The organism is Leucobacter tardus (assembly GCF_017583045.1).
In the GTDB taxonomy this organism is placed as follows: domain Bacteria; phylum Actinomycetota; class Actinomycetes; order Actinomycetales; family Microbacteriaceae; genus Leucobacter; species Leucobacter tardus.
The window spans coordinates 415,166-440,768 of record NZ_JAGFBF010000005.1 but is presented as its reverse complement, the minus strand read 5'-3'; the positions used below and the strand labels follow the sequence as shown (position 1 = coordinate 440,768).

The 25,603-nt window shown below is 68.7% G+C and carries 21 protein-coding genes and 1 tRNA gene; 10 read left to right on the top strand and 12 right to left on the bottom strand.

The window, feature by feature from the left end:
- The first annotated feature begins 39 nt into the window (after positions 1-39).
- Genes pyrR through J4H85_RS09025 form a run of 9 tightly spaced genes read left to right on the top strand, consistent with a single transcriptional unit; the run spans position 40 to position 10,675 of the window.
- Positions 40-591: a bifunctional pyr operon transcriptional regulator/uracil phosphoribosyltransferase PyrR gene (gene pyrR, locus J4H85_RS09065; protein ID WP_208238882.1), complete on the top strand. Its 552-nt coding sequence runs from the start codon at positions 40-42 to the stop codon at positions 589-591.
- Complete coding sequence (locus J4H85_RS09060; RefSeq protein ID WP_208238880.1) at positions 588-1,544, top strand: aspartate carbamoyltransferase catalytic subunit; 957 nt, start codon at positions 588-590, stop codon at positions 1,542-1,544. Before pyrR ends, J4H85_RS09060 begins: the two co-directional genes overlap by 4 nt.
- Entirely contained in the window at positions 1,541-2,938 is a 1,398-nt protein-coding gene (locus J4H85_RS09055; protein ID WP_243893600.1) for a dihydroorotase, read from the top strand. Before J4H85_RS09060 ends, J4H85_RS09055 begins: the two co-directional genes overlap by 4 nt.
- Positions 2,935-3,480: a PH-like domain-containing protein gene (locus J4H85_RS09050; protein ID WP_208238878.1), complete on the top strand. Its 546-nt coding sequence runs from the start codon at positions 2,935-2,937 to the stop codon at positions 3,478-3,480. The genes J4H85_RS09055 and J4H85_RS09050 overlap by 4 nt, the downstream gene beginning before the upstream one ends.
- Positions 3,477-4,655, top strand: a complete 1,179-nt coding sequence (carA, locus tag J4H85_RS09045) for a glutamine-hydrolyzing carbamoyl-phosphate synthase small subunit (protein WP_307863571.1) — start codon at positions 3,477-3,479, stop codon at positions 4,653-4,655. Before J4H85_RS09050 ends, carA begins: the two co-directional genes overlap by 4 nt.
- Entirely contained in the window at positions 4,656-7,952 is a 3,297-nt protein-coding gene (gene carB, locus J4H85_RS09040) for a carbamoyl-phosphate synthase large subunit (RefSeq protein ID WP_208238875.1), read from the top strand.
- Positions 7,949-8,824, top strand: coding sequence for an orotidine-5'-phosphate decarboxylase (gene pyrF / locus J4H85_RS09035; RefSeq protein WP_208238874.1), 876 nt, complete (start codon positions 7,949-7,951; stop codon positions 8,822-8,824). Before carB ends, pyrF begins: the two co-directional genes overlap by 4 nt.
- Positions 8,821-9,723, top strand: a complete 903-nt coding sequence (gene gmk, locus J4H85_RS09030; RefSeq protein ID WP_208238871.1) for a guanylate kinase — start codon at positions 8,821-8,823, stop codon at positions 9,721-9,723. The genes pyrF and gmk overlap by 4 nt, the downstream gene beginning before the upstream one ends.
- 4 nt (positions 9,724-9,727) lie before the next feature.
- Entirely contained in the window at positions 9,728-10,675 is a 948-nt protein-coding gene (locus J4H85_RS09025; protein WP_208238870.1) for a DMT family transporter, read from the top strand.
- Positions 10,676-10,720: 45 nt separating this feature from the next.
- Here J4H85_RS09025 and J4H85_RS09020 read toward each other — a convergent pair whose 3' ends face one another.
- The 12 genes from J4H85_RS09020 to J4H85_RS08965 form a co-directional block, all read right to left on the bottom strand.
- The gene (locus J4H85_RS09020; RefSeq protein WP_208238868.1) at positions 10,721-10,990 is read right to left on the bottom strand and encodes a hypothetical protein; all 270 of its coding nucleotides are present in this window, start codon (positions 10,988-10,990) and stop codon (positions 10,721-10,723) included.
- Positions 10,991-11,150: 160 nt separating this feature from the next.
- A tRNA-Ile gene (locus tag J4H85_RS09015) sits at positions 11,151-11,224 on the bottom strand.
- An 83-nt stretch (positions 11,225-11,307) separates the two neighbouring features.
- Positions 11,308-12,702, bottom strand: coding sequence for a threonine/serine exporter family protein (locus tag J4H85_RS09010; protein WP_208238866.1), 1,395 nt, complete (start codon positions 12,700-12,702; stop codon positions 11,308-11,310).
- Positions 12,703-12,711: 9 nt separating this feature from the next.
- Complete coding sequence (locus tag J4H85_RS09005) at positions 12,712-13,467, bottom strand: FadR/GntR family transcriptional regulator (protein ID WP_208238864.1); 756 nt, start codon at positions 13,465-13,467, stop codon at positions 12,712-12,714.
- Between the two features lie 107 nt (positions 13,468-13,574).
- The gene (locus J4H85_RS09000) at positions 13,575-14,813 is read right to left on the bottom strand and encodes a beta-ketoacyl-[acyl-carrier-protein] synthase family protein (protein WP_208238863.1); all 1,239 of its coding nucleotides are present in this window, start codon (positions 14,811-14,813) and stop codon (positions 13,575-13,577) included.
- Positions 14,814-14,903: 90 nt separating this feature from the next.
- Positions 14,904-15,152 carry an acyl carrier protein gene (locus J4H85_RS08995; RefSeq protein ID WP_208238861.1) on the bottom strand — a complete coding sequence of 83 codons (249 nt, stop codon included), beginning with the start codon at positions 15,150-15,152 and terminating at the stop codon, positions 14,904-14,906.
- 59 nt (positions 15,153-15,211) lie between these two features.
- The gene (locus tag J4H85_RS08990; RefSeq protein ID WP_208238859.1) at positions 15,212-16,216 is read right to left on the bottom strand and encodes a beta-ketoacyl-ACP synthase III; all 1,005 of its coding nucleotides are present in this window, start codon (positions 16,214-16,216) and stop codon (positions 15,212-15,214) included.
- An 11-nt stretch (positions 16,217-16,227) separates the two neighbouring features.
- Complete coding sequence (locus J4H85_RS08985) at positions 16,228-17,160, bottom strand: ACP S-malonyltransferase (RefSeq protein ID WP_208238857.1); 933 nt, start codon at positions 17,158-17,160, stop codon at positions 16,228-16,230.
- 87 nt (positions 17,161-17,247) lie between these two features.
- Complete coding sequence (locus J4H85_RS08980; RefSeq protein ID WP_208238855.1) at positions 17,248-18,450, bottom strand: PucR family transcriptional regulator; 1,203 nt, start codon at positions 18,448-18,450, stop codon at positions 17,248-17,250.
- Positions 18,451-18,467: 17 nt separating this feature from the next.
- Entirely contained in the window at positions 18,468-21,194 is a 2,727-nt protein-coding gene (gene aceE / locus J4H85_RS08975) for a pyruvate dehydrogenase (acetyl-transferring), homodimeric type (RefSeq protein ID WP_208238853.1), read from the bottom strand.
- A 160-nt stretch (positions 21,195-21,354) separates the two neighbouring features.
- Positions 21,355-22,563: an alcohol dehydrogenase catalytic domain-containing protein gene (locus tag J4H85_RS08970; protein ID WP_208238851.1), complete on the bottom strand. Its 1,209-nt coding sequence runs from the start codon at positions 22,561-22,563 to the stop codon at positions 21,355-21,357.
- A gap of 96 nt (positions 22,564-22,659) precedes the next feature.
- Positions 22,660-24,447, bottom strand: coding sequence for an NAD-dependent epimerase/dehydratase family protein (locus J4H85_RS08965; protein WP_243893599.1), 1,788 nt, complete (start codon positions 24,445-24,447; stop codon positions 22,660-22,662).
- Positions 24,448-24,475: 28 nt separating this feature from the next.
- Here J4H85_RS08965 and J4H85_RS08960 point away from each other — a divergent pair, with 28 nt between their 5' ends.
- Positions 24,476-25,537 (top strand): Rv2578c family radical SAM protein, encoded by a 1,062-nt coding sequence (locus J4H85_RS08960; protein WP_208238849.1) that lies wholly within the window; start codon positions 24,476-24,478, stop codon positions 25,535-25,537.
- Positions 25,538-25,603: the final 66 nt, after the last annotated feature.

Genomic DNA, 25,603 nt, shown 5'->3' with positions numbered 1-25,603 from the left:
TTAAGAGCCGTCCAGTGAGGCGGAGAAGGGGGGCGAGTCGTGGGAACGCGAACGGTACTCGAGGGTGCCGAGATTTCGCGGGCATTGACCCGAATCTCGCATGAAATCATCGAGTCGAACAAGGGCGTCGACGGTCTGGTGCTGGTCGGCATTCCGACCCGCGGTTCGAGCCTCGCTCATCGCATCGCCGCGACGATCTCTCGTATCGAGGGCGCGGACGTCCCGGTCGGCAGTCTCGACGTCACGATGTACCGCGACGATCTCGCGCATCAGCCCACCCGCGCGCCGCAGCCGACGGATATGCCGGTCGGCGGTGTCGACGGCGCGACCGTCGTGCTCGTCGACGACGTGCTGTTCTCGGGGCGCACCGTTCGCGCCGCTCTGGACGCCGTGAACGATCACGGTCGCCCCCGCGCCGTCCGTCTGGCCTCGTTGATCGACCGTGGACACCGGGAGTTGCCGATCCGCGCCGACTTCATCGGGAAGAACTTGCCGAGTGCGAAGCACGAGCGCATCTCGGTGCGGCTCGAGGAGCACGACGGCGTCGACGAGGTCACGATCTCCGACGCATCGGGGGAGGCCGGCGCGTGAGGCACCTGCTCGACACCAGGACCCTCGGCCGTGAGGACGCGATCATGATCCTCGACACCGCCGAGGACATGTCCGCGACCCAGCAGCGGGAGGTCAAGAAGCTGCCGACGCTGCGTGGCAAGACGGTGGTCAACCTCTTCTACGAGGATTCGACGCGCACCCGGATATCGTTCGAGGCCGCCGCGAAGCGACTGAGCGCTGACGTGATCAACTTCAGCGCCAAGGGATCATCGGTCTCCAAGGGCGAGTCGCTGAAGGACACCGCGCAAACCCTCCAGGCGATCGGAGCGGACGCGGTGGTGATCCGGCACCCGGCGAGCGGCGCGCCCGATCGACTGGCGCGGAGCGGCTGGATCGAGGCCGGCGTGCTGAACGCCGGCGACGGCATGCACGAGCACCCGACGCAGGCGCTGCTCGACGCGTTCACGATGCGTCGGCGGCTGTTCGGCGACGCGAGCCGGGGCCGGGATCTCGCGGGCATCTCCGTGGTGATCATCGGGGACATCGTGCACTCCCGGGTGGCACGATCCAATCTCTGGCTGCTCACCGCGCTCGGCGCGCGCGTCGCGTTCGTCGCGCCTGAAACGCTGCTGCCGTTCGGCACCCGCGAGTGGCCGGTCACGGTGCACCACTCGCTCGACGCGGCCATCGCCGAGGAGCGGCCCGACGTGGTGATGCTCCTCCGCATCCAAGCGGAGCGCATGCACAAGGCGTTCTTCCCGAACGAGCGGGAATACGCGCGCAATTGGGGACTCGACGAGCCGCGTCTCGCGCGCCTCACCGAGCACGCCCTCGTGATGCACCCCGGTCCCATGAACCGCGGCCTCGAGATCTCGTCCGCCGCCGCCGACTCGCCGCGCGCCACGGTGCTCGAACAGGTCGCGAACGGTGTATCGGTGCGAATGGCCGCACTCTACCTACTACTGTCGGGCGAACGAGGAGGAACCGCATGAACGCTCCAGTCACGAGTCTGCTGATCCGGGGTGCGCGCCTCGCGGGCGACCTCACGGAGCGCGGGTCGCAGGGGGTCGGCCCCGTCGTGACGACCGCTCCCGTTGTCGATCTCCGCATCGAGGGCAGCGTGATCTCCGAGCGCAGCGCACCCGGCGCGCGACTCGATGCGCGTGAGGGCGAGCGGGTCATCGAGGCCGACGGGCTCGTCGCGCTGACGGGTCTGGTCGATCTGCACACCCACCTGCGCGAGCCGGGATTCGAGCAGTCGGAGACGGTGCTCACCGGCACGCGGGCGGCTGCGGCTGGCGGGTTCACCACGGTCTTCCCGATGGCGAATACGAGTCCGGTCGCCGACACGGCCGGGGTCGTGGAGCAGGTGCAGGCGCTCGGCGACGCCGCGGGATACGCGACGGTGAGGCCCATCGGCGCGGTCACGGAAGACCTTGCAGGCGAACGCCTGAGCGAGATCGGTGCGATGGCGCAGTCCCGAGCGGCCGTGCGCGTCTTCTCCGATGACGGCAAGTGCGTGCACGACCCGCTGCTCATGCGACGTGCGCTCGAGTACGTGAAGACGTTCGACGGCGTCGTCGCCCAGCACGCGCAGGATCCGCGGCTGACCGAGGGCGCGCAGATGAACGAGGGCGCGCTCTCGAGCGAACTGGGTCTGCAGGGCTGGCCCGCGGTCGCGGAGGAGTCGATCATCGCTCGCGACGTGCTGCTCGCCGAGCACGTCGGCGCGCGCCTCCACATCTGCCATCTCTCGACCGCCGGATCCGTCGAAGTCATCCGCTGGGCGAAGGCGCGGGGGGTGCAGGTCACGGCCGAGGTCACGCCGCACCACCTCATCCTCACCGACGAGCTCGCACGGACCTACGACCCCCGGTACAAGGTCAATCCGCCGCTCCGCAGTGACCGCGATGTGCGCGCGCTGCGGGCGGCGGTCTCCGACGGTGTCATCGACATCATCGCGACGGATCACGCGCCGCACCCCGTCGAGGCGAAGGAGTGCGAGTGGGATGCGGCTGCATTCGGCATGGTCGGGCTCGAGTCGGCACTGCCGATCGCGATCCTCACCCTCATCGAGGGCGGGCACGCCAGCTGGGCCGAAGTCGAGCAACTGCTCTCGCAGCGACCCGCCGCGATCGGCCGTCTCGCCGGACATCCCGCCGAACTCGCCGAGGGTCACTCCGCCGATCTCGTGCTCGTGAACCCCGCGGCATCGAGCGTCTTCGATCTTGCGCGCCTGCACGGACGCAGCACGAATTCGCCGTTCCTCGGGATGGAGCTGCCCGGCCGCATCCACACCACGATTCGTCGCGGCATCCTCACCGTCGATGACGGGGTGCTCGTCGACGCCGCACAGGTCGCCGCTGCCGCCGAGAGCGCCCGATGAACGCCACCGCACTCGCGACGATCATGGGGGTGTGCGCACTCCCCATTCTGGCGGGCATGTGGTTCGCCTGGCGTGCGCGCCTGCGCCGCGATCGTGCGGTGCCGACCGGGCAGCAGGCACCGGTCGGCCGCGTGATCGCCGAGATCCCGCGGATCAGCTACATCTCGACGACCCCGGCGGGCGCCCCCTTCGAGCGCATCGCGCTGCCCGGCCTCGCGTACCGCGGGTATGCCTCCGTCACGGTGCGCACCGACGGTCTCACGGTGACCGTCACGGGTGAGCCGTCCGTGCACGTGGCCGCCGCCGATGTGATCCGCACGGCGACCGCGCGAGCCCGGGTCGGCAAAGCCGTCGAGCGCGACGGACTCGCCCTCCTGATCTGGCGCTCAGGGGACCGCGAACTCGAATCCGGCTTCCGGGCCCTGACCTCCGCCGACCAGCACACCTTCACCACGGCGATCGATCAGATCGCCGCCCACACCTCGGACACTCCACGGCCGCACCCGGCCGACGATCCACACACCACCCAGGAGGATGCGTGACTCCCACACCCACCGCGGCGACCCCCGCCGCCGTGCTCGTTCTCGAGGACGGCACCCGCTTCACCGGAAAGGCCTACGGCGCGACCGGTCAGACGCTCGGAGAGGTCGTCTTCTCGACGGGTATGACCGGCTACCAGGAGACCCTCACGGACCCGTCGTACGCCGGGCAGATCGTCCTGATGACGGCCCCCCACATCGGAAACACCGGTGCCAACGACACCGATATGGAGTCGCGCAAGATCTGGGTCTCGGGATTCATCGTCCGAGACCCCGCACGTCGGGTCTCCAACTTCCGTTCGCAGCGTCCGCTCGACGACGATCTCGTCGCGGACGGCGTCGTCGGGATCTCGGGGATCGACACCCGAGCGGTGACCCGGCACATCCGCTCGGCCGGCGCCATGCGCGCCGGGGTGTTCTCCGGTGCGGCGCTCGACCTCACCGACGACGAGCAGCTCGCTCTCGTGACGAGCCAGGAGGGCATGGCAGGCAAGAACCTGTCCGCCGAGGTGACGACACCCGAGCGGTACGACGTGCCGGCGGCCGAGGGCGTGCCGCGCGTCGGATCGATCGCCGTGCTCGACCTGGGCGTGAAGCGGGCGACGATCCAGTACCTCTCCGAGCACGGCTTCGACGTCATCGTCCTCCCGGCGACGACCTCGCCGGACGAACTGCGCGCGATCGCACCCGATGCGCTGTTCTACTCCAACGGCCCGGGCGACCCCGCCGCCAGCGATGCGCAGGTCGAGGTGCTGCGCGAGCTGCTCCGCGACGGCGTGCCCTACTTCGGCATCTGCTTCGGCAACCAGCTGCTCGGCCGCGCCCTCGGGTTCGGCACCTACAAGCTGCCGTTCGGTCACCGGGGCATCAACCAACCGGTGCTCGACAAGCGCACCGGTCGCGTCGAGATCACGGCGCAGAACCACGGCTTCGCCGTCGACGCCCCGCTCGACGGCGAGCTCGAATCCGCGGAGGGCTTCGGCCGAGTGCAGGTGAGCCACTACAGCCTGAACGACCACGTGGTGGAGGGTCTGGAATGCCTCGACATCCCCGCCTTCTCCGTCCAGTACCATCCCGAGGCGGCGGCCGGACCGCACGACGCCTTCTACCTCTTCGACCGCTTCCGGGCGCTGGTCTCCGACCGCGCCGCAGGCACCTCGACCCAGGAGACCAAGTAAATGCCGAAGCGCGCTGATATCACCTCCGTCCTCGTCATCGGATCGGGTCCGATCGTCATCGGCCAGGCCTGCGAGTTCGACTACTCCGGCACACAGGCCTGCCGGGTGCTGCGCGAGGAGGGCGTCCGCGTCATCCTGGTGAACTCGAACCCCGCGACGATCATGACCGATCCCGACTTCGCCGACGCCACGTACGTCGAGCCCATCACCCCCGAGGTGATCGAGTCGATCATCGTGAAGGAGCGCCCCGATGCGATCCTGCCGACCCTCGGCGGGCAGACCGCGCTGAACGCGGCGATCGCGCTGCACGACCAGGGCATCCTCGAGAAGCACGGCGTCGAGCTCATCGGCGCGAACGTCGACGCGATCCAGCGGGGCGAGGATCGCCAGATCTTCAAGGATCTCGTGCTCGAATCGGGCGCCGATGTCGCTCGCTCGCACATCGCACGGACGATCGACGAGGCGAAGAAGTTCGCGAAGGACCTGGGCTACCCCCTCGTCGTGCGTCCCTCCTACACGATGGGCGGACTCGGCTCGGGCTTCGCCTACACCGAAGAGGATCTCGTCCGGATCGCGGGCGACGGCCTCCACTACAGCCCGACCACCGAGGTGCTCCTGGAGGAGTCGATCCTCGGTTGGAAGGAGTACGAGCTCGAGCTCATGCGCGATCAGGCCGACAACACGGTCGTGATCTGCTCGATCGAGAACGTCGACGCCGTCGGCGTGCACACGGGCGACTCGATCACCGTGGCGCCGGCGCTCACGCTCACCGATCGCGAGTACCAGAAGCTCCGTGACATCGGCATCGACATCATTCGTCGCGTGGGTGTGGACACCGGCGGCTGCAACATCCAGTACGCCGTCGATCCGGAGACGGGCCGCATCATCGTGATCGAGATGAACCCGCGCGTCTCACGGTCCTCGGCGCTCGCCTCGAAGGCCACGGGCTTCCCGATCGCGAAGATCGCGGCGAAGCTGGCGATCGGCTACCACCTCAATGAGATCCCGAACGACATCACCCAGAAGACGCCGGCGAGCTTCGAACCGTCGATCGACTACGTGGTCGTGAAGACCCCGCGGTTCGCGTTCGAGAAGTTCCCGGCAGCGGACGACACGCTGACCACGACCATGAAGTCGGTCGGCGAGGCGATGGCGATCGGCCGCAACTTCACGACGGCGCTGCAGAAGTCGCTGCGCTCGCTCGAGAAGCGCGGCACCTCGTTCCACTGGGACCCGGTGCCGGCGGACGCGCGCGAGTCCCGCGTCGCGTCGCTCCTCGAGTCGATCAAGCGACCGACCGACGGCCGGATCGTGGACGTGCAGCAGGCGCTTCGGCTCGGGGCGACACTCGAGCAGGTCTTCGATTCGACCTCGATCGATCCCTGGTTCCTCGATCAGATCGTGCTCATCAACGAGGTCGCCGAGCGCATCGCCGGGGCCGCGCAGCTGACGCTCGAGGTGCTCTCCGAGGCGAAGGACCACGGGTTCTCGGACGCCCAGATCGCCGCCATCCGCGGACTCTCCGAGTCCGAGGTGCGCGGGCTGCGGCACGGGCTCGGGTTGCGGCCCGTGTTCAAGACCGTGGACACGTGCGCCGGCGAGTTCCCGGCGCTCACGCCGTACCACTACTCGTCGTACGATCTCGAGACCGAGGTCGCGCCGTCCGATCGCCGGAAGGTCGTGATCCTCGGTTCGGGTCCGAACCGCATCGGCCAGGGCGTCGAGTTCGACTACTCCTGCGTGCACGCCTCGTTCGCGCTCTCGGAGGCCGGCTACGAGACGATCATGATCAACTGCAACCCGGAAACGGTGTCGACCGACTACGACACCTCCGACCGCCTGTACTTCGAGCCGCTCACGCTCGAAGACGTGCTCGAGGTGATTCACGCCGAGCAGCAGTCGGGCGAACTGCTCGGGGTCGTCGTGCAGCTCGGCGGCCAGACGGCGCTCGGACTGGCGCAGCCGTTGAAGGACGCCGGCATTCCGATTCTCGGCACCACGCCGGAAGCGATCGATCTCGCGGAGGAGCGCGGAGCGTTCTCCGACATCCTCACGCGCGCCGGGCTCACGGCCCCGCGCAACGGCACGGCCATCGATGAGGCCGGAGCGATCCGGATCGCCGAGGAGATCGGCTACCCGGTCCTCGTGCGGCCCTCCTTCGTCCTCGGCGGACGCGGCATGGAGATCGTCTACGACACGCCGTCGCTGCGCGGCTACTTCGAGCGCATCGACGGGCACGCCCTCGTGGGTCCCGGGCACCCGCTGCTCGTCGACCGCTTCCTGGACGACGCGATCGAGATCGATGTCGACGCGCTGTTCGACGGCGACGACCTCTACGTCGGCGGCGTCATGGAGCACATCGAGGAGGCGGGCGTGCACTCGGGCGACTCCAGCTGCACGCTGCCGCCGGTGACGCTCGGCCACAACGAGATCACCCGGGTGCGCGAGGCGACCCGCGGCATCGCGGAGGGCATCGGCGTGCGCGGCCTGTTGAACGTCCAGTTCGCGATCGCGCAGGGGGTGCTGTACGTGCTCGAGGCGAACCCGCGCGCCAGCCGGACGGTGCCGTTCGTGTCGAAGGCACTCGGGATCCCGCTCGCGAAGGCGGCGTCTCGCATCATGGCGGGGGAGACCATCGCCTCGCTCATCGCGGGCGGTCTGCTGCCCGAGCGCGACGGCTCGCGTGCACCGATCGACTCGCCGATCGCCGTGAAGGAGGCGGTGCTGCCGTTCAAGCGCTTTCGGACGAATGCCGGCCGTGTCGTGGATTCGCTGCTCGGGCCCGAGATGCGCTCCACCGGCGAGGTCATGGGCATGGACCGCGACTTCCCCCGCGCCTTCGCGAAGAGCCAGTCGGCCGCCGGCAGCGCGCTGCCCGCGAGCGGTACCGTGTTCCTCTCGGTGGCGGACCGCGACAAGCGTGAGATCGTGCTGCCGGCGCTGCGTCTGCAGGAGCTCGGGTACACGCTCGTCGCGACCTCGGGCACGCAGGTCGTGCTCGCGCGCAACGGCATCGAAACGCGCACGGTGCGGAAGTACTCCGAATCGGGGGAGGAGGTCAGCATCGTCGACCTCATCGACCGCGGCGAGATCGACATGATCGTCAACACCCCGTCCGGTAGCTCGGCGCGCGCCGATGGATCGGAGATCCGCGCTGCGGCCGTTGCCGCCGACAAGCCGATCTTCACCACGGTGTCCGAGCTGTCGGCCGCCGTCGGAGCGCTGTCGCGCGACTCGAGCGGGTTCGACGTGAAGTCGCTGCAGGACTACGCGCGGGATCGGGCTGCGGCGCTGTGACCGTCGCCCCGTTCGGTGACCGGCTCGCCGCGCAGTTCGCGGCGGGCCGCCACCTCTGCGCCGGCATCGACCCGCACGCCGGCCTGCTCGACCTGTGGGGTCTGCACGATGACGCTGCGGGTGCCGAGCGGATGGGCCGCGACGTCGTGGCCGCAGCCGCCGGCGTCGCGGCGTGCGTGAAGCCGCAGATCTCCTTCTTTGAGCGCTTCGGCGCCGCGGGGTTCGCCGCCCTCGAGCGTGTGCTCGCCGACGCGCGTGCGGCGGGCCTCCTGGTGATCGCCGACGCGAAGCGCGGCGATATCGGATCGACCTTCGCGGCCTATGCCGAGGCGTGGCTGAGCCCGGGATCCCCATTGGAATCCGATGCCCTCACGGTGTCTCCGTACATGGGTGTCGGCATGCTCGACGACGCAGACACCGCGGTGCGGGAACACGGCAAGGGACTCTTCGTGCTCGCGGCGACCTCGAACGCCGAGGCGCGTCCCGTGCAGACCGCGGTACGCGCGGACGGGCGGACCGTCGCAGCGGCAATGGTCGACGAGGCCGAGGCACGCAACCGCGCCGCTGACGCGCGCGCCGCAGTCGGGACCACCGGTGTGGTGCTGGGTGCGACACTGCGGCTCGCGGACTTCGGCATCGACCGCCATCGAGCCGAGGGCGGGCCGGCGCTCCCGGTGCTCGCGCCCGGGTTCGGACACCAGGGCGCGCAGATCGAGGACGCTCGGGAGATCTTCGGCGGATTGGGTCGCGCGCTCCTGGCGAACGAGTCGCGGAGTATCCTCTCGGGAGGGCCCGGCGGCATCGCCACTCGGGTGGAAGAGCGCGCCGCGAAGATCGCGGCGGCGTTGCACAACGAGAAAGGACTGGCATGAGTGGTCAGCAGGCTCCGGCGATGCCGGAAGTCGATCGCATCGCTGCGAACCGTGCGGCGATCGACGCACGACGTGCGCGCGCTGAGCTGAAGCGCCGGCTGCGCGCCGGGGAGGTCTCACCCCTGCTCGTGCTGGGGCAGTCCGCAGAGGTCGACAGTCCGGCCGCGCGGCTGCGGGTCACCGACTACCTGCTCTCCTTCCCGGCGATCGGCCCGACGAAGCTGGAGCGGCTGCTCGAGTCCCTGGCGATCTCCCCGAAGAAGCGACTCGGCGGCCTCGGTCGTCAGCAGCGCGCGCGGCTGGAGACCTTCGTGCGCGAGCGGCTCGGCGTCACAGCGGGTGTCGGAGCGCCGCTGACGGTACTCGCCGGACCGACCGCGGTCGGCAAGGGGACCGTCGCCGCGTACATTCGCGAGCACTTCCCTGAGGTGAAGCTGTCCGTCTCGGCGACGACACGAGCGCCGCGCCCGGGAGAGGTGGAAGGCCAGCACTACTTCTTCGTCGATGATGAGGGGTTCGACCGCATGCTCGCCCAGGACGACCTGCTCGAATGGGCGACCGTGCACAACTCGCACCGGTACGGGACGCCGCGCGGACCGGTGCTCGACGCGGCCGCGCAGGGCGAACTGGTCCTGCTCGAGATCGATCTGCAAGGCGCACGACAGGTGCGCGCGAGCATGCCGGACGCGCGTCTGGTCTTCCTCGCCCCGCCCTCATGGGAGGAGCTGGTGGATCGCCTGGTAGGGCGGGGGACCGAAGGCGAGGCCGAACGAACGCGGCGGCTCGAGACGGCGAAGGTCGAACTCGCCGCAGCCGACGAGTTCGACGCCGTCATCGTGAACGACGAGGTGCCGAAGGCCGCTGCTCGTCTCGTGGAACTCATGCGAGGCGACGGATAGCTCGATGATCCTCCTCGCCGAGACCGAGCTGCAAGGGGTGACCTCGATGGCCATCGGGATTCCGATGGCGCTCATCGGAGCGGTCCTCTTGGCGTTCGGTGCCCAGTTCCAGTCGCGCGGATTGAACAAGGTCGAACGCATCACGGGGCAGAGCGCCGGATCCGGCCTGTCGATCCGGCACGTGCTGAGCCTGCTGAAGCGCCCGTCGTGGGTAATGGGCACCCTGTTGCTCGGGCTCGCGGTGGTCTTCCAGATCGGATCGCTCTCGTTCGCTCCGTTGATCGTGGTGCAACCGATCGGCGTCGTGGCGCTGGTGATCACGGCGACCATCAACGCGCGGATGTCGCGCGTCGACATCGGCCAACGTGCCCGCGTCTCGCTCGCGATGTGCGTCGTCGGCATCGTCGCCTTCGTGACCATCGCCGCGTTCAGTGCCACGAACCGGGAGGTGACGGACGTGAAACTCGTCACCATTCTCATCGCGTTCTCGGTCGTGCTCGTGGCCGCGGTGGTGATGTTCCTCGCGGTGCGGCACCGTCGGGTCGCCCTCTTCTACATCGTCGGCGCTGGTGTGCTCTACGGCTTCGTGGTCACGTTCGCGAAGTCGGTGATCGGGCGACTGCAGCAGGGGGAGTTCGAGTGGCTCACCTGGCTCTGCGTCGCCGCACTGCTCATCGGAGCCCTGCTCGGCATGGTGTTCGTGCAGAACGCCTACTCCTCCGGACCGCCCGACCTTGTCGTGGCGGGGCTGACCGTCATCGACCCGCTGGTCGCGGTCCTCATCGGCATCGTCGTGCTGAACGAGGCCGCGGATGCCGCGTGGTGGGCGGTCGCGCTGTGGGGGCTGTCTGCCGTGGTCGCCGTGATCGGCGTGCTCGGGCTCGCCCGGTTCCACCCGCAGGTCGGCAAGACCCACACCGACCCGACCGGGCCGGTGCAGGTTCCCCGGTAGGGATCCCGCACCGGCCCGGACGGTGCGCGCGCGTGGGGTGTCGGCTCAGCGCTCTTCGTTCTGCAGCGCGAGGCCCAAGGCGAAGAGCGTCGGGGCTGCCGCGCACGCCGTCCGCTGGGTGCCGCTCTCGCTGCGGTTCTTCGAGAAGAGCCATCCGAGTCCCGCGAACGCCAGTGCGACCAGGCCGGCAGCGAACGCGTGGTTGCTGCGGATGCCGAAATCGCCCAGCGTGCGGATCGGGTTCAGATCCGCAGCCTGCTCGGCCCGCTTCCGAGCCTTCTTCAGTGCCTTCTTCGCGTCTTTCCGAGTGCTCATCCGCAATGCCTCCGTCGTGGGTCAGGGCGCGGACGGGTGTGCCGCGCCTCGCCCTCCATTGTGGCGTACCGGTCTGGACGCGAACACACCCTTGCGGCGCGCCGCAGGTTCGGGCAGCGCTGTGGAGGCGCGCGAAACAACGGAGCACACGCACGGGCAGTAGGGCGTGCGGGACTTGAACCCGCGACCGACGGATTATGAGTCCGCTGCTCTAACCGGCTGAGCTAACGCCCCGCACAACCGTTCCAGTTTAGCGGAGCGGGGCGAGAGGCCGCGCGTTGCGCACCGCGACGGCATCTCGACTGCGGGGGAGCGCGTCAGCGCTTCCGGACACCGGGTCGCGACCGGGTGACCGAAGCGAGCGACGTGCGCACCGGTGTGCCGAGCGTGAGGCCGAGGGAGGCCCCGGTGGCGAGGGCGAGTCCGATCGTCATCGCCGCGATGAGCGACCCGCCCGCGATGAGCATGCCATCGGTGGACCCGTCGGAGTGCACGACGGCGAGGAGGCCGCGGAACACCGCCGCTCCGGGGACGAGGGGAATGATGGCCGCCGTCGTCACCGCGACCGATGGGACGTGCAGGCGATGCGCGACGAGAGCGCCGACGAAGCTCGCGCAGAACGCTCCGATACCGCTCGCGACGGCGTCGCCGAGGTTGAGCGAGGTCGCGATGAGGAAACCGCCGATGCCGATGCAGCTGAGGAGCCCCGAGGCGATGAGCGTGCGCAGTCCGGCGCCGTTGTACACCGCGACCGAGACCGAGGCGATGACGGCGCCGACGAGCACCGATCCGACCGTGGCGAACTGCAGCGGCTCCGACGGCAGCGGCATCGGGTACCCGAGCACCCGTCCGACCTCCAATCCGAACAGGATGCCGAGCACGACCCCGAGCGTCTGCATCGTCAGGTCGAGGATCCGCCCGGTCGCGGTCAGCGCGAATCCGTCGATGGCGTCCTGAGCGGCTCCCACGACCGCCATGCCCGCGAGCATGAGCATGATGCCTGCGGACACGATGATCGACGCCCGCACGCCGGTGAAGGGGGCGATGCCCGCCGCCCCGAGCGCGCTCACGAGCACTGCGACGGCGGTCACGGCGAACCCCCCGGCGATCTGGGTGAAGAAGATCGGCACGCGGCTCCGCGACATCGCCGCCTGCACGAGCGACGCGCACAGTGCGGCGAAGAACGTCAGCGCCATGATCGTGACCGATGCCCCGAACATCACCGCGACGCCGGTCGCGAGCACCGCCCGCGAGAGCAGCACGATCGCGGAACGGTACAGAAACGGCGTGCGGCGGATCGCCCGGTACGTGATGCGCGCCTCGTCCAGCGGCATGCCGCCCTCGATGTCGACGAGCAGTGCCTGCAGACGCTGCAGCTTCAAGTGATCGGGGATTCCGGATTTGATGACGCGCATGAGCGTCGTGGGCCACTCGTCCTCGGAGCGATGATGGGACACCGTGATCGACGTGTAGGTGACGTTGACGTGCACGACACCGAGGCCGTACGCCCGCGCGACCCGGGAGACGGCGACGGTGACCTCGTGCGCCGACGCCCCGGCGACGAGCATCGAATCGCCGATGCGCATCGAGAGGTCGAGGACGCGAATGATGGTGCGCTCATTGACGACCTGCAGCACTTCGGTCTGCGGGCTCTCCTGCATCGAGGTGTGGAAGACTCGACTCACCGCGGAGAACATGCGGAGGGGGCGCATGGGCACGTCCTATCGGGGCTGCGGGTCGTAGCCGGCGTCGATGAGCGACGTCGCTCGCTCCGTCTGCGGTGCGAAGTCGAGCATGTCGGTGGCGAGACCGAGATCGCGGTCGACATGCAGGGCCATCGAGTGCGCGGCATCGCGCACGTCGCGCGCGGCGATCGCCTCGTAGACCGCGCGATGATCGAACTGCATCGTCGCCGCCGTGGTGCCGAGGATCACCTGACCGGTGCGGTTCGCGTTCTGCAGCACCGTCATCACCCCCATGTAGAGGTCGAGCAGCAGGGTGCTCCCGCTCGCCTCCACGATGATGTGATGGAACGCATCGGTCTCGGTACTGGCCTGGCATCCCTCGGAGGCGATGCGATCGGCGTCCTCCCCGCGCGCGAGTGCCGCCCGGAGCCGCGACAGATGATCCTCAGTGCGATGCACCGCGGCGTGCTGCGCCGCCTCGATCTCGAGGGAGCGTCGGTAGACGAGCACTTCTTCGAGGTCGTGGTCGGCGAGGAACTGGGTGAGGATCGAGGTCACCGGGGTCCGCGCGCGAACGAACGTGCCGCTCCCTGGGATCGCTTCCAGCATTCCCAGGTTCGCCAGCGTCCGCACCGCCTCGCGCACCGTCGACTTGCCGACGCCGATCATCTCCATGAGCTCGGGCTCTTTCGGAATCGGCGCGTTCAGCGGCCACGCGCCGCTCGTGATCCGCTCGCGCAGGTACTCGAGCGTGTCTCGCGACTTCTGCGATGCGCGGGGGGCGTTCGACATGCGGTCCTCGGGGCTGCGTGCGGGCGTTGGGCGTCTCAACTATACCGACCGCGCATGCGAACCGTGTGGACGGCAGGCCTGCCGTCCACGCGGTTCGTCGAGCGGAGTCAGACCGAGCGGAAGGCGGCGACGGCGTTGTGCCCGCCGAACCCGAACGAGTTCGAGATCGCCAGCTGCGGTCCATCCGAGAGCGCCTGCCGCTCGCCAGAGACGGTGAGCGGGATCTCCGGGTCGCGGTCCACGAGATTGATGGTGGGGGGAGCGGTGCGCTCGGCGATGGCGAGCACGGTGAAGATGGCTTCGAGTGCTCCGGTGCCGCCGAGCAGGTGGCCGGTCGAGGCCTTCGTGGCCGAGACGGGGATGTCATTGACCCGATCGCCCAGTACGGTCCGCAAAGCCGTGTACTCGGCGATGTCTCCGACGGGCGTCGACGTCGCGTGCGCGTTGATGTGGGTCACATCATCCGGTGTCGCACCGGCCTGCGCGAGCGCGAGCTCGACGGCGCGGCTCGCACCGCGGCCCTCGGGGTCGTTCGCGGTGATGTGGTACGAGTCGGCGGTCACGCCGCCACCGGCCAGTTCCGCGTAGATGCGCGCGCCGCGGGCCAAGGCCCGCTCCTCGGTCTCGAGGACGAGTGCGGCGGCGCCCTCGGCCATGACGAAACCGTCGCGGCTCGTGGTGTAGGGACGCGACGCGGTGGCCGGGTCGTCGTTGCGGCGCGACAGCGCCTGCATCGAGTTGAACGCGGCGAGCGTGATGGGATGAATCGCCGCCTCGGAACCTCCGGCGATGACGACGTCGGCGAGCCCGCTCTGCAGGTGCTCGTAGGCGTTGCTCAGGGACTCGGTGCTCGACGCGCAGGCCGAGGCGACGGTCCGCGCGAAGGCGCGAGCCTCGAAGTGCATGGAGACCGCGGCCGATGGGGCATTCGGCATGAGCATCGGGACGGTGAGCGGCATGACGCGTCGCGCGCCGCGCTCACGGAGGGTGTCCCAGGCGTTGAGCAGCGACCAGACGCCGCCGATGCCGGTCGCCCAGTCGACGCCGAGCCGTTCGGGCTCGACGTTCAGATCGCCGGCGTCGGCCACGGCCTCCATGGCCGCGACGAGGGCGAACTGGCTCGAAGGATCGAGACGCTTCGCCGTCGGTCGCGCCAGGACCTCGGTGGCTGCGACCTTCGCCTCACCGGCGAAGGTGACCGGGATCTCGTACTGCGAGACCCAGTCGTGCTCGAGCGAGCGGATCCCGGACTCTCCGGCGAGGAGGGCGTCCCAGCTCTCACGTGCCGTGCCGCCCAGAGGGGAGGTGGCACCGATGCCGGTGACGACGATCTTCTGATGACTCATTGCTGCTCCGAAGGGGTGTCCGAGGGGGTCACAGTCTGTGGGGGTGGGTGGGAGGGCGCACGGCCCTCCCACCGCGATGAGGCGTGCGCCTTACGCCTGGGCCTTCTGGATGAAGTCCACGGCGTCGCCGACGGTCTTCAGGTTCTTGACCTCTTCGTCGGGGATCTTGACGTCGAACTTCTCTTCGGCGTTGACGACGATCGTCATCATCGAGATCGAGTCGATGTCGAGGTCATCCGTGAAGGACTTGTCGAGGGCGACGACGTCGGTCGCGATCCCGGTCTCGTCGTTGATGAGCTCCGCGAGACCCGCGAGGACCTCTTCGTTGCTGTATGCCATGTGTGATTCTCCTTGTGTTGTGGTTCGGGTCAATGAAATCTCAAACGATCATGCCATAGCTAGGGCAGCTCGACGACCTGGGCGCCGTAGACGAGACCGGCGCCGAAGCCGATCTGCAGCGCGAGTCCGCCCGACAGGGACGGGTCCTCGGCGAGCAACCGGTGCATCGCCAGGGGGATCGATGCCGCGGACGTGTTGCCCTGCAGTTCGATGTCCCGCGCGATCGCGACGGTCTCGGGCAGCTTCAGCTGCTTCGCGAACTCGTCGATGATGCGCATGTTCGCCTGGTGAGGAATGAAAGCGGCCAACTCGTCGGGTCGGATGCCGGACGCTTCGAGCGTCTGCCGCGCGACCTTCGCCATCTCCCAGACCGCCCAGCGGAAGACGGTCTGCCCGTCCTGACGCAGCGTCGGCCAGGCGACATCCGCCGGCGAGTCACGAACCTCACGGAACGTATGGGTCATGCGAATGGTGTCCCACTTCTCGCCGTCCGAACCCCACAGGGTCGGACCGATCCCGGCATGATCGCTCGGGCCGACGACGACGGCTCCTGCGCCGTCGCCCAGCAGGAAGGAGATGCTCCGGTCGGTCGGATCGACCATGTCGCTCATCTTCTCCGAACCGATGACGAGGACGTTGCGGCAGACACCGGCGCGCACGAGCGCGTCCGCCTGGCCGACGCCGTAGACGTATCCGGCGCACGCAGCGGAGATGTCGAACGCCGCGGCAGGGGTGAGCCCGAGGCGATGCGCCGCGAGCGATGCCATGGAGGGCGTGGCGACGGTATTGGAGATCGTCGAGATGATCACGCCATCGATCTCGGCGAGATCGAGTCCGCTGCGGGTGATCGCTTCAGCGCCGGCCTCGACGGCGAGATCGACGGCACCGATCCCGGCACTGGCCCGTCGCCGCTGGACGATCCCGGTACGCTGACGGATCCACTCATCCGAGGAGTCGATCGGTCCGACGAGGTCGTCGTTCGGCACGTTGAGATCGCCTCTGGCCGCACCGACCGAGAGTATGCGGGTGTGCGCCGGGCCGGTGGGCTGAACGAGCGTGGGCATAGTTCGGTTCCTTACTGTTCCGAGGAGGTCGAGGCGTCGGCGATCATGGCGACCGCCGCGTCCAGATCTTCAGGAGTCTTCACCGCAACGGTCGGCACACCGCGCAGTCCGCGCTTCGCGATGCCCGTCAGCGCGCCCGCCGGGGTGAGTTCGATGAGGCCGGTGATGCCGTTCGCCTGGAAGCTCGCCATGCAGGCGTCCCAGCGCACCGGGTTCGCGATCTGCGAGACGAGCAGCTCGAGGTACCGCGCGCCGTCGTCGACGAGCGAACCGTCCGCGTTCGTCCAGAGACGACGTATCGGGGTAGAAATCTGCACCGATTGCGCCGCCTCGGCGAGCACGGGGACGGCCGACGCCATGTACTCGGTGTGGAAGGCGCCCGCGACCTGGAGGGGGATCACGCGCGCACCCCGGGGCGCGTTCTCGCCGAGCGCTTCGAGCCCGGGAAGATCGCCCGCGGCGACGATCTGTCCGCCGCCGTTGCGGTTCGCAGCGGTCAACCCGTTTGCCGCGATCTGCTCGAGCACGTCGTTCTCGGTGCCTCCGACGACCGCGGCCATGCCGGTCTCAGTGAGCGCGGCCGCCTCGGCCATCGCGCGACCACGCGTACCGACCAGCGCGAGCGCATCGCTCTCGTCGAGCACTCCGGCTGCGGCGGCGGCGGCGAACTCGCCGACGGAGTGGCCGGCCACGCCGACGCTCTCGAGTCCAGTGCGGGCGCCGAGTGCGCGCCACGCCAACAGGCTCGCCGCGACGATGAGGGGCTGCGCCACCGAGGTGTCGCGGATCGTGTCGGCGTCGCTCTCGGTACCGTGCGCGATGAGGTCGATACCGATCCGCTCGGACGCTTCGCCGAGGAACGTGCGCGACGCCGAGTCCTCGAGCCACGGCTGCAAGAATCCGGGAGTCTGTGAGCCCTGTCCAGGGCAGGCGATGACAATCACGTCTTCCAGTTTCTCAGATCGAGTCCGGAATCCCTGCATATGGGGCACCACAAATTCGATCGATCGTTGGAGGAATCGTGAAATCGATCAGGGCTTCGCGCGCTGCGGACCGCGTTTCACGCCGTGCTCCGCGATGGAACCGACGATGAGCGCAGCCTGCAGAATCAATGCTTCACGCGCTCCCGTCGCGTTCCAGCCGATCAGGTCGGTGACCTTCTTCAAGCGGTACCTGACGGTGTTCGGGTGCACGAAGAGCTCACGTGCGGTGGCTTCGAGCGACCGACCGTTGTCGAGGTAGCACCACAGCGTTTCGAGCAGTTCGCGCGGCTGATCCTGGAGCGGTTCGTAGATCTGCTCGATCAGACTGCGCCTGGCGAGTCCGTCTCCGGCGAGGGCGCGTTCGGGCAGCAGGTCGTCCGCGAGCACCGGTCGCGTCGCGCGTCGCCACGACCGCGCCACCGCGACACCGGCGAGCGCGGCGCGGGCACTTCGCGACGCCGAGACGAGGTTGGGGACCGTCGGCCCGAGCACCAGCGGACCGTCCGAGAATCCCTCGGCGAGACGTGCCGCGATCTCCGGGAAGTCGAGGGGTTCCGGAGCCGATGCGTTCGTCTCGCGCTGCGCGACCTCCATGCGTCCGAGCACCAGGACCAGGCGGGTGCCCTGGAGGCCGATCAGCACGTCGGCTCCGGCGTGTCGCGCGGTTCGGCGCAGCTGATCGACGTCGACGACGCGTTCCGACGTGCCGACGAGCACCGCGGACTCGCCGTGGCCGTGCCACCCGAGAGCGGCGATGCGGCTCGGCAGCTCGTCGTCGGACTCGCCCGTCAGGATCGAGTCGACCACGAGGGCCTCGAGACGGGCATCCCAGAGGCCCCGTGCCTCTGCGGCTCGGGCGTAGACGTCCGCCGCCGCGAACGCGACATCGCGCGAGTAATGGAGGATCGCCTCGCGGAGGTCCTCGCTGCGCGTCGCGACCCGCTCTTCGACGACGGACACCACGACCCGGATGAGCTGCAGCGTCTCCTGGAGGCTGATCGATCGGAGCAGCTCGCGCGGAGCCGAGCTGAAGACGTCCGAAGCGATCCACGGCGTCGAGGTCGGATCCTCATACCACTGGATGAACGAGCTGATCCCGGTCTGCGCGACGAGACCGACCGCGGAACGCCGCCCCGGTGGCATATCGCTGTACCAGGGCAGCGTCGCCTCGAGTCGCGCCACGGTCTGCGTGGCGAGCTCACCCGAGATGAGCCGCAGCCAGTTGAGCTCCTGCTCCTTCTCCTGGGCCATAGACGTCGGCGACCGCCTTACGCGTCTCCGCCAGCGCCGCCGGTGGAACCGGCGTTGACGTCGAGCAGACGGTATTTCTCTGCAGCCTTCCGCGGTACGTCCGCGTCGATCTCGCCCTGCGCCGCAAGCCGCTGCAGCACGCGCACGACCACCGACTCGCGGTCGATCGAGAAGTACCGACGCGCAGCTGCACGGGTGTCGGAGAAGCCGAAGCCGTCTGCGCCCAGTACGGTGTAGTCACCGGGCACGTAGGGACGAATGAGATCGGGGACCTGCGTGGACCAGTCGCTCACGGCGACGATGGGCCCATCGGCGTCCGCGAGTCGCTCGGCGAGGTACGGGGTGCGCGCGGTCTCCTCCGGGTGAAGGAAGTTGTGACGCTCGGCCTCGACACCATCGCGACGCAGCTCGCCCCAGCTCGTGACACTCCAGACGTCGGCCGCCACGTCCCAGTCGTCGGCGAGCAACTGCTGCGCTTCGCGCGCCCACGGCACGGCGACGCCCGATGCGAGAATCTGCGCCCGGTGCGTGCCCGTGCCGGCTGCGCTCACCAGGTGCATACCCCGCACGATGCCATCGACATCGACATCTTCCGGCTCGGCCGGCTGAAGGATGGGCTCGTTGTAGACCGTGAGGTAGTACATGACGTTCGGGTCGTCGTGCTCGCCGCCGTACATGCGCTCGATGCCCGAGCGCATGATGTGGCCGATCTCGTACCCGTACGCGGGGTCATACGCGAGCACGGCGGGGTTGGTCGACGCGAGCGCGAGCGAATGCCCGTCTGCGTGCTGCAGGCCCTCTCCCGTGAGCGTGGTGCGTCCAGCGGTCGCCCCGATCAGGAACCCGCGCGCCATCTGATCGCCCGCCGCCCAAATGGCGTCGGCGGTGCGCTGGAACCCGAACATCGAGTAGAAGATGTAGATCGGGATGAGCGGCTCGCCCTGGGTCGAGTACGTGGTGCCGATCGCCGTGAACGCCGCCGTCGCTCCCGCCTCATTGATGCCGACGTGCAGCAGCACACCCTGCGGGCTCTCCTTGTAGGCGAGCAGCAGGTCCCGATCGACGGACGTGTAGTTCTGCCCGTGCGGATTGTAGATCTTGGAGGTCGGGAAGTACGAATCCATGCCGAAGGTGCGCGCCTCATCGGGAATGATCGGGACGAACCGCGAACCGAAGTTCTGGTCGCGCATCAGGTCCTTGAGCAGTCGCACGAACACCATGGTGGTCGCGGCCTCCTGCTGGCCCGACCCCTTCTTCGCGATCGCGTAGCTCTTGTCCTCGGGCACCGAGAGGTCGGTGTGCCGCGAGCGGCGCTCGGGCAGATAGCCGCCGAGCTCGCGACGGCGCTCGTGGATGTACTGAATCGCCTCGTCGTCGTCGCCCGGGTGGTAGTACGGGGGAAGGTAGGGGTTCTCCTCGAGCTGCTCATCCGTGATCGGAATGTGCATCTGATCGCGGAACTGCTTCAGATCCTCGAGCGTCATCTTCTTCATCTGGTGGGTCGCATTGCGGCCCTCGAAGTGCGGTCCGAGGCCGTAGCCCTTGATCGTCTTCGCGAGAATGACCGTCGGCCGTCCCTTGTGCTCGGTGGCGGCCTTGAACGCGGAGTACACCTTCCGGTAGTCGTGGCCCCCACGGCGCAGACCCCAGATCTCGTCGTCGCTGTAGTCCTCGACGAGTTTCGCCGCGCGCTCGTCGCGACCGAAAAAGTGCTCGCGCACGAACGCGCCGCTCTCGGCCTTGTACGTCTGGAAGTCGCCGTCCGGCGTGGTGTTCATGAGGTTCAGCAGCGCGCCGTCCTGGTCGCGCTCGAGCAGGTCGTCCCACTCGCGACCCCACACGACCTTGATCACGTTCCAACCGGCTCCGCGGAAGTAGCTCTCGAGCTCCTGGATGATCTTGCCGTTGCCGCGAACCGGTCCGTCCAGACGCTGCAGGTTGCAGTTGATCACGAAGGTGAGGTTGTCGAGTCCCTCGTTCGCCGCGACCTGCAGCTGGCCGCGGCTCTCGACCTCGTCCATCTCGCCGTCGCCGAGGAACGCCCACACGTGCTGGTCCGAGCAGTCCTTGATGCCGCGGTTCGTGAGGTACTTGTTCGCCTGCGCCTGGTAGATGGCGTTGATCGGGCCGATGCCCATGGAGACCGTCGGGAACTGCCAGAACTCGGGCAGCAGACGGGGGTGGGGGTAGCTCGGCAGCCCTCCGCCATCGTGCGACTTCTCCTGTCGGAAGCCGTCGAGATCGTCCTCGGAGAGGCGGCCCTCCAGGAACGCGCGGGCGTACATGCCGGGGGAGGCGTGGCCCTGGAAGAAGATCTGATCGCCGCCGCCGGGGTGGTCCTTGCCGCGGAAGAAGTGGTTGAGGCCGATCTCGTACAGTGAAGCGGCCGATGCATAGCTTGAGATGTGTCCGCCGACGGCGATGTCGGGGCGCTGCGCGCGGTGCACGGTCATCGCGGCGTTCCAACGGATCCAGCTGCGGTACTTGCGCTCGAGTTCTTCGTTGCCCGGGAAGTCGGGCTCGTTCGCAGAGGCGATGGTGTTCACGTAGTCCGTGGTCGGCACCTGGGGCACGCTGAGGTGCAGCTCGCGCGACCGTGCGAGGAGGCTCGTCATGATCTCGCGGCCCCGACCCGGTCCGCGCTCCTCGACGACGGCGTCGAGCGACTCGCGCCACTCCGCAGTCTCCTGAGGGTCCTGGTCGTCGTGATCCGGTGCGTAGGGATCCTGCGTGTTCACAGCCACGTTCGTTGCTCCTCACATGGGTCCGTACTGCCTGAGCTGCGGCGGGGGTAGTTCCGTCGACGGACAGCACGTCGGTGCCCGCGGGTTCGCGAGCAGTCCCAGACTAGCGAACAAATCGCTCGGTCCGCACCGCGTGCCGGGTGCGGACCGAGCGGTCGGTTCAGGCGTTCGTCTGGCCGATGCTTCCCGCCGCGAGACTCGGGTCGAGGACGACCTTGATGCACCCGTCGGTCTTGCCCTGGAACATCTCGTAGCCGGTCGGCGCGTCCTCGAGCGACAGCCGGTGGGTGACGAGGTCGTCGAGACCGAGCGGGTCCCGGCTGTCCTCGACCAGCGGCAGCAGATCGGAGATCCAGGACTTGACGTTGCACTGACCCATGCGCATCTGCACCTGCTTGTCGAACAGGCTGAGCAGGGGCATGGGACTGGCCTGCCCGCCGTACACCCCGCTCAGCGAGAGGGTCCCGCCCCGGCGGACCAGATCGATCGCGGAGTGGAGCGCGGCGAGCCGGTCGATGCCACCCGTCTCCATGAGTTTGCGGCCGACGGCGTCGGGCATGAGTGCCGTGACCCGGTGAGCGAGCTTTCCCACGGGTGAGCCGTGGGCCTCCATGCCGACGGCGTCGACGACGGCGTCGGGTCCGCGTCCGTCCGTGACGTCTCGGATAGCGTCCGCGGTCGAGTCTTCCGCATCGAACACTTCGACCCCGTGCCGCGCGGCCATCGCCCGGCGCTCGGGCTCGGGATCGATGCCGAAGACCCGGGCGCCGAGGTGCACACCGATGCGCGCGCACAGCTGACCCACGGGTCCGAGTCCGTACACGGCGAGCGTGTCTCCCGCCCGGGTGCCCGCGTACTGCACGCCCTGCCAAGCCGTGGGCAGGATGTCGCTGAGGAAGAGATAGCGGTGGTCCGGAAGGTCGGACCCGACCGGGATGAGCCCGTATCCCGCGTGGGGGACGCGGAGGTACTCCGCCTGACCGCCGGGGACGGAGCCGTAGAGTCTCGAGAATCCCAGGAGGGCGGCTCCGGATCCGTACTCGCGCACCTGCGTCGTCTCGCACTGGGACTGCAGTCCACGCGTGCACATCCAGCAGTGCCCGCACGAGACGTTGAAGGGCACGACGACGCGATCTCCGGCGCGCACCCCCGCTTCTGGGCCGGCGTCGACGACCACCCCCATCGGTTCGTGTCCGACGATGTCGCCCGCATCCATGTACGGTCCGAGAACCTCGTAGAGATGCAGATCGGAGCCGCAAATGGCGGACGACGTGATCTGCACGATTGCGTCGTCGGGTTGCTGCAGTACCGGATCGGGGACGGTTTCGACGCTGACCTTACGGGTGCCCTGCCAGGTGAGTGCGCGCACTGAGTTCCTCCTCGGGGTTCGGTGTGTTGCGGTGTTCGGTCCTCCACCCTCTCGGCGCGACGGGCGCCCGGACAAGGGGGTTGCGCGACCGGAGCGTCACTCCGGAAAGACGTCGCGGTCCGAACGGAAGGCGCGACGTCTGGCGTACTCGTGGACCTCGCTGTACATGTCGGCTTGCGCTTCCGCGCGGCCGGCGAGGTCGACGAACACCTCCGGGTCCCACCCGAGATGTGGCGCGTGCTCCTGGAGCACGCGCCACATCCCGAGCTTCGCGAGGACGGCGCTCCGCATGATCTCGGATTCGAGCACGAGGGTCAGCGGCGAGCGGCGGACGACCGCCCCGTTCGCCTTCAGCCGTCCCAGGTGCTCGGCGAACCAGCCTGCGAACTGTCGGTGCCTGCGCCGCGGCACGCCGAGTTCGGAGATCAGGCGCTTCACGAACGCTCGCTCGAGACGGATCTCGCGTGCCGCTTCGGAGAGGCGCGCGTACACGGGGGTGTCGATCGCGTCGGCACTCATCCGCTCGGCCCGCTCCGCCCCGGCGGTTGCCCCCGTGAGGTGATCGGAGAGATACAGACCGAGGAGACCGGCGTCGATCATCGACGCCGCGAGCTGATCCCTGGCGCTGCGCTCGCCTGGGGCGGTGTCCCCGGCGTCGCGTGTACGATCGGAGCTCGTGAACATGCCGTTCGAACCCGGTAGGTGACGCTGCTGGGGGCGCCGGGGCATGAGCGGGGCGGAGTCTCCGCCCTCCCCGGATCGAATGGCGTCGACGAGCTCGGACAGTGCCGCGGCGGCCGTGACGCGCGGCGCCCAATCGAGCTCGGCGCGCGCGCGACGGGTGTCCATGAGCGGCGCGCTGAGCCCCAGATCGAGCCATCCCGGATCGGCGGCCAGAATCCTGAGTCGATAGGCGACCGTCATCGCGCTTCGCACCCACGCGGTCGGCAGCGTGGCAACCCGCCCGTGATCCAGAATCTTCGCCAGCTCCTCCCGCCCGAGCACGTCATCCGCAGCGAGATTGAACGCTCCCGCAACGTCGCGGGTCGCGGCCGCGGCGAAAGCGCGCCCCACGTCGTCCGCGTGCACCGCTTGAACCGAGCGGAAGTCGCTCGGGAGCGGAAGCACCGGTGGCTTCCCAGCGCGGAGTGCGCCGGCCCACGGCCCGAGGAACAGGCGCTGGATCCCCGATGCCGCAGTGCCCTGGAAGACGAGTGCTGGGCGCATCCGCACGATGCGCATATCGGGGTGCGCGGTCTCCACGGCGTCGAGCACGCGCTCCTGCGCCACCTTATCTGCGCTGTAGTGGGACGTCCGGATGCCGTCGGTCGGCCACTGTTCGTCGCGGAACGCGCCCTCGGGATCCGCGGAGTAGGCGCCGACGGACGACGACACCAGGAGCCGGGGTACGCCCGCCGCGGCCGCTGCCCGTGCGACACGCTCCGTTCCAGCGACGTTCACCCGCCTGAGCAGAGAGCGGTCGGTGTTCGGCTGGATCAGCCAGGCGAGATGGATCACCGCGTCTGCCCCGGTGAAGACCGACTCGAGCGCCGCGCGGGCATCGAGTTCCGTGCTTGCCGCAGCGATATCGATGCTGTGCCACGCCACATCGGCGTACGGCACGACGCCGGAATCGGGTCTCCTCCGGGCGACTCCGACGACCGAGGTCACCTCATCGGTCTCGTGCAGCGCTCTGAGTACCGCCGTGCCGATGTTTCCCGTTGCTCCCACTACGACCACGCGCATGTGCTCGACCCCCTTCGTGCCGCGGCGCCGCGGTGACGCCGACGCGTCCACCGTAGGGGCTCGGCGGAAGCCGGTCGACGGGGTTGCGTCGTCGACCGGATCCCGGGCGCAGTCGCTCCGGAGTGTCGGGGTGGACATGGACTCGAATGTTTGTTCGAATGGTGAGATGAGGTGGGACGGCCAGCGCGTACGCAGCGAGAACGAAGACAACTCGGTACTTTCCGGGATGGAGCGGAGTACGCTCGCGGCCATGCCCGGGCATCTTCGTTCCGTCCGGACGCCGGAGTTCGCCGGGATGGTCTTCCATGAGGTCCTCGCCAAGAGCGCGCTGAACCGAGTTCCCGCATCATCGTCGATGCCGTTCGCATGGACGGTGAATCCGTACCGGGGGTGTTCGCACGCGTGTGTGTACTGCTTCGCCCGCGGATCCCACCGGTACCTCGAGATGAGTCCCGGACGGGACTTCGATTCGCAGATCGTCGTGAAGACGAATGTCGCCGAGGTGCTGGGTCGGGAGGTGTCCCGACCCAGCTGGTCCCGCAAGCTCGTCGCTCTCGGCACCAACACCGACCCCTACCAGCGTGCGGAGGGTCGGTACCGGTTGATGCCCGGCATCATCCGGACGCTCGCGATGTCGCACACACCGTTCTCGATACTCACCAAGGGCACACTGCTGAGACGTGACTTGCCGGAGCTCGCCGAGGCGAGTGATCGCATACCGGTGTCGCTGGCGATGTCGATCGCCATCGGCGAGGACCCGCTGCAGCAGGTGATCGAGCCGGGCACCCCGACCACGCGGGCGCGACTCGAAACCGTCGCCGCGGCGTCGGCCGCCGGGCTTCCGTGCGACGTCTTCGTCATGCCGGTTCTGCCGGGTCTCACCGACTCGCCGCAGCAACTCGATCACCTGCTTCGTGAGATCAGCGCGGCGGGGGCGCGATCCGTCGTGTACGGACCGCTCCACCTCAGGACCCACGTCAAACCGTGGTTCTTCGATTGGCTGGAGCAGTACGACCGCGGACTCGTCCCGCGGTATCGCGCGATGTACCCGGGGATCGTCAGTCAGGCACCCCGGGAGTACCGGAGCGCGCTCGCCGGTCGGATCCGCCCGCTGCTGCGCAAGCACGGTCTTGAGCGACCGGCCGCGTCGCGCGCCCGCGGAGCCCGCAGCGACCCTCCCGTACCAGTGCGCGTCGACGATGTGCCTGGCGCACCCACACTGTTCTAGGTCCTAGTGTGGTGAGGGGTCCAGTGGGCCCCGCACGATTCGATCGGCGCGACGCGCGCCAGACAG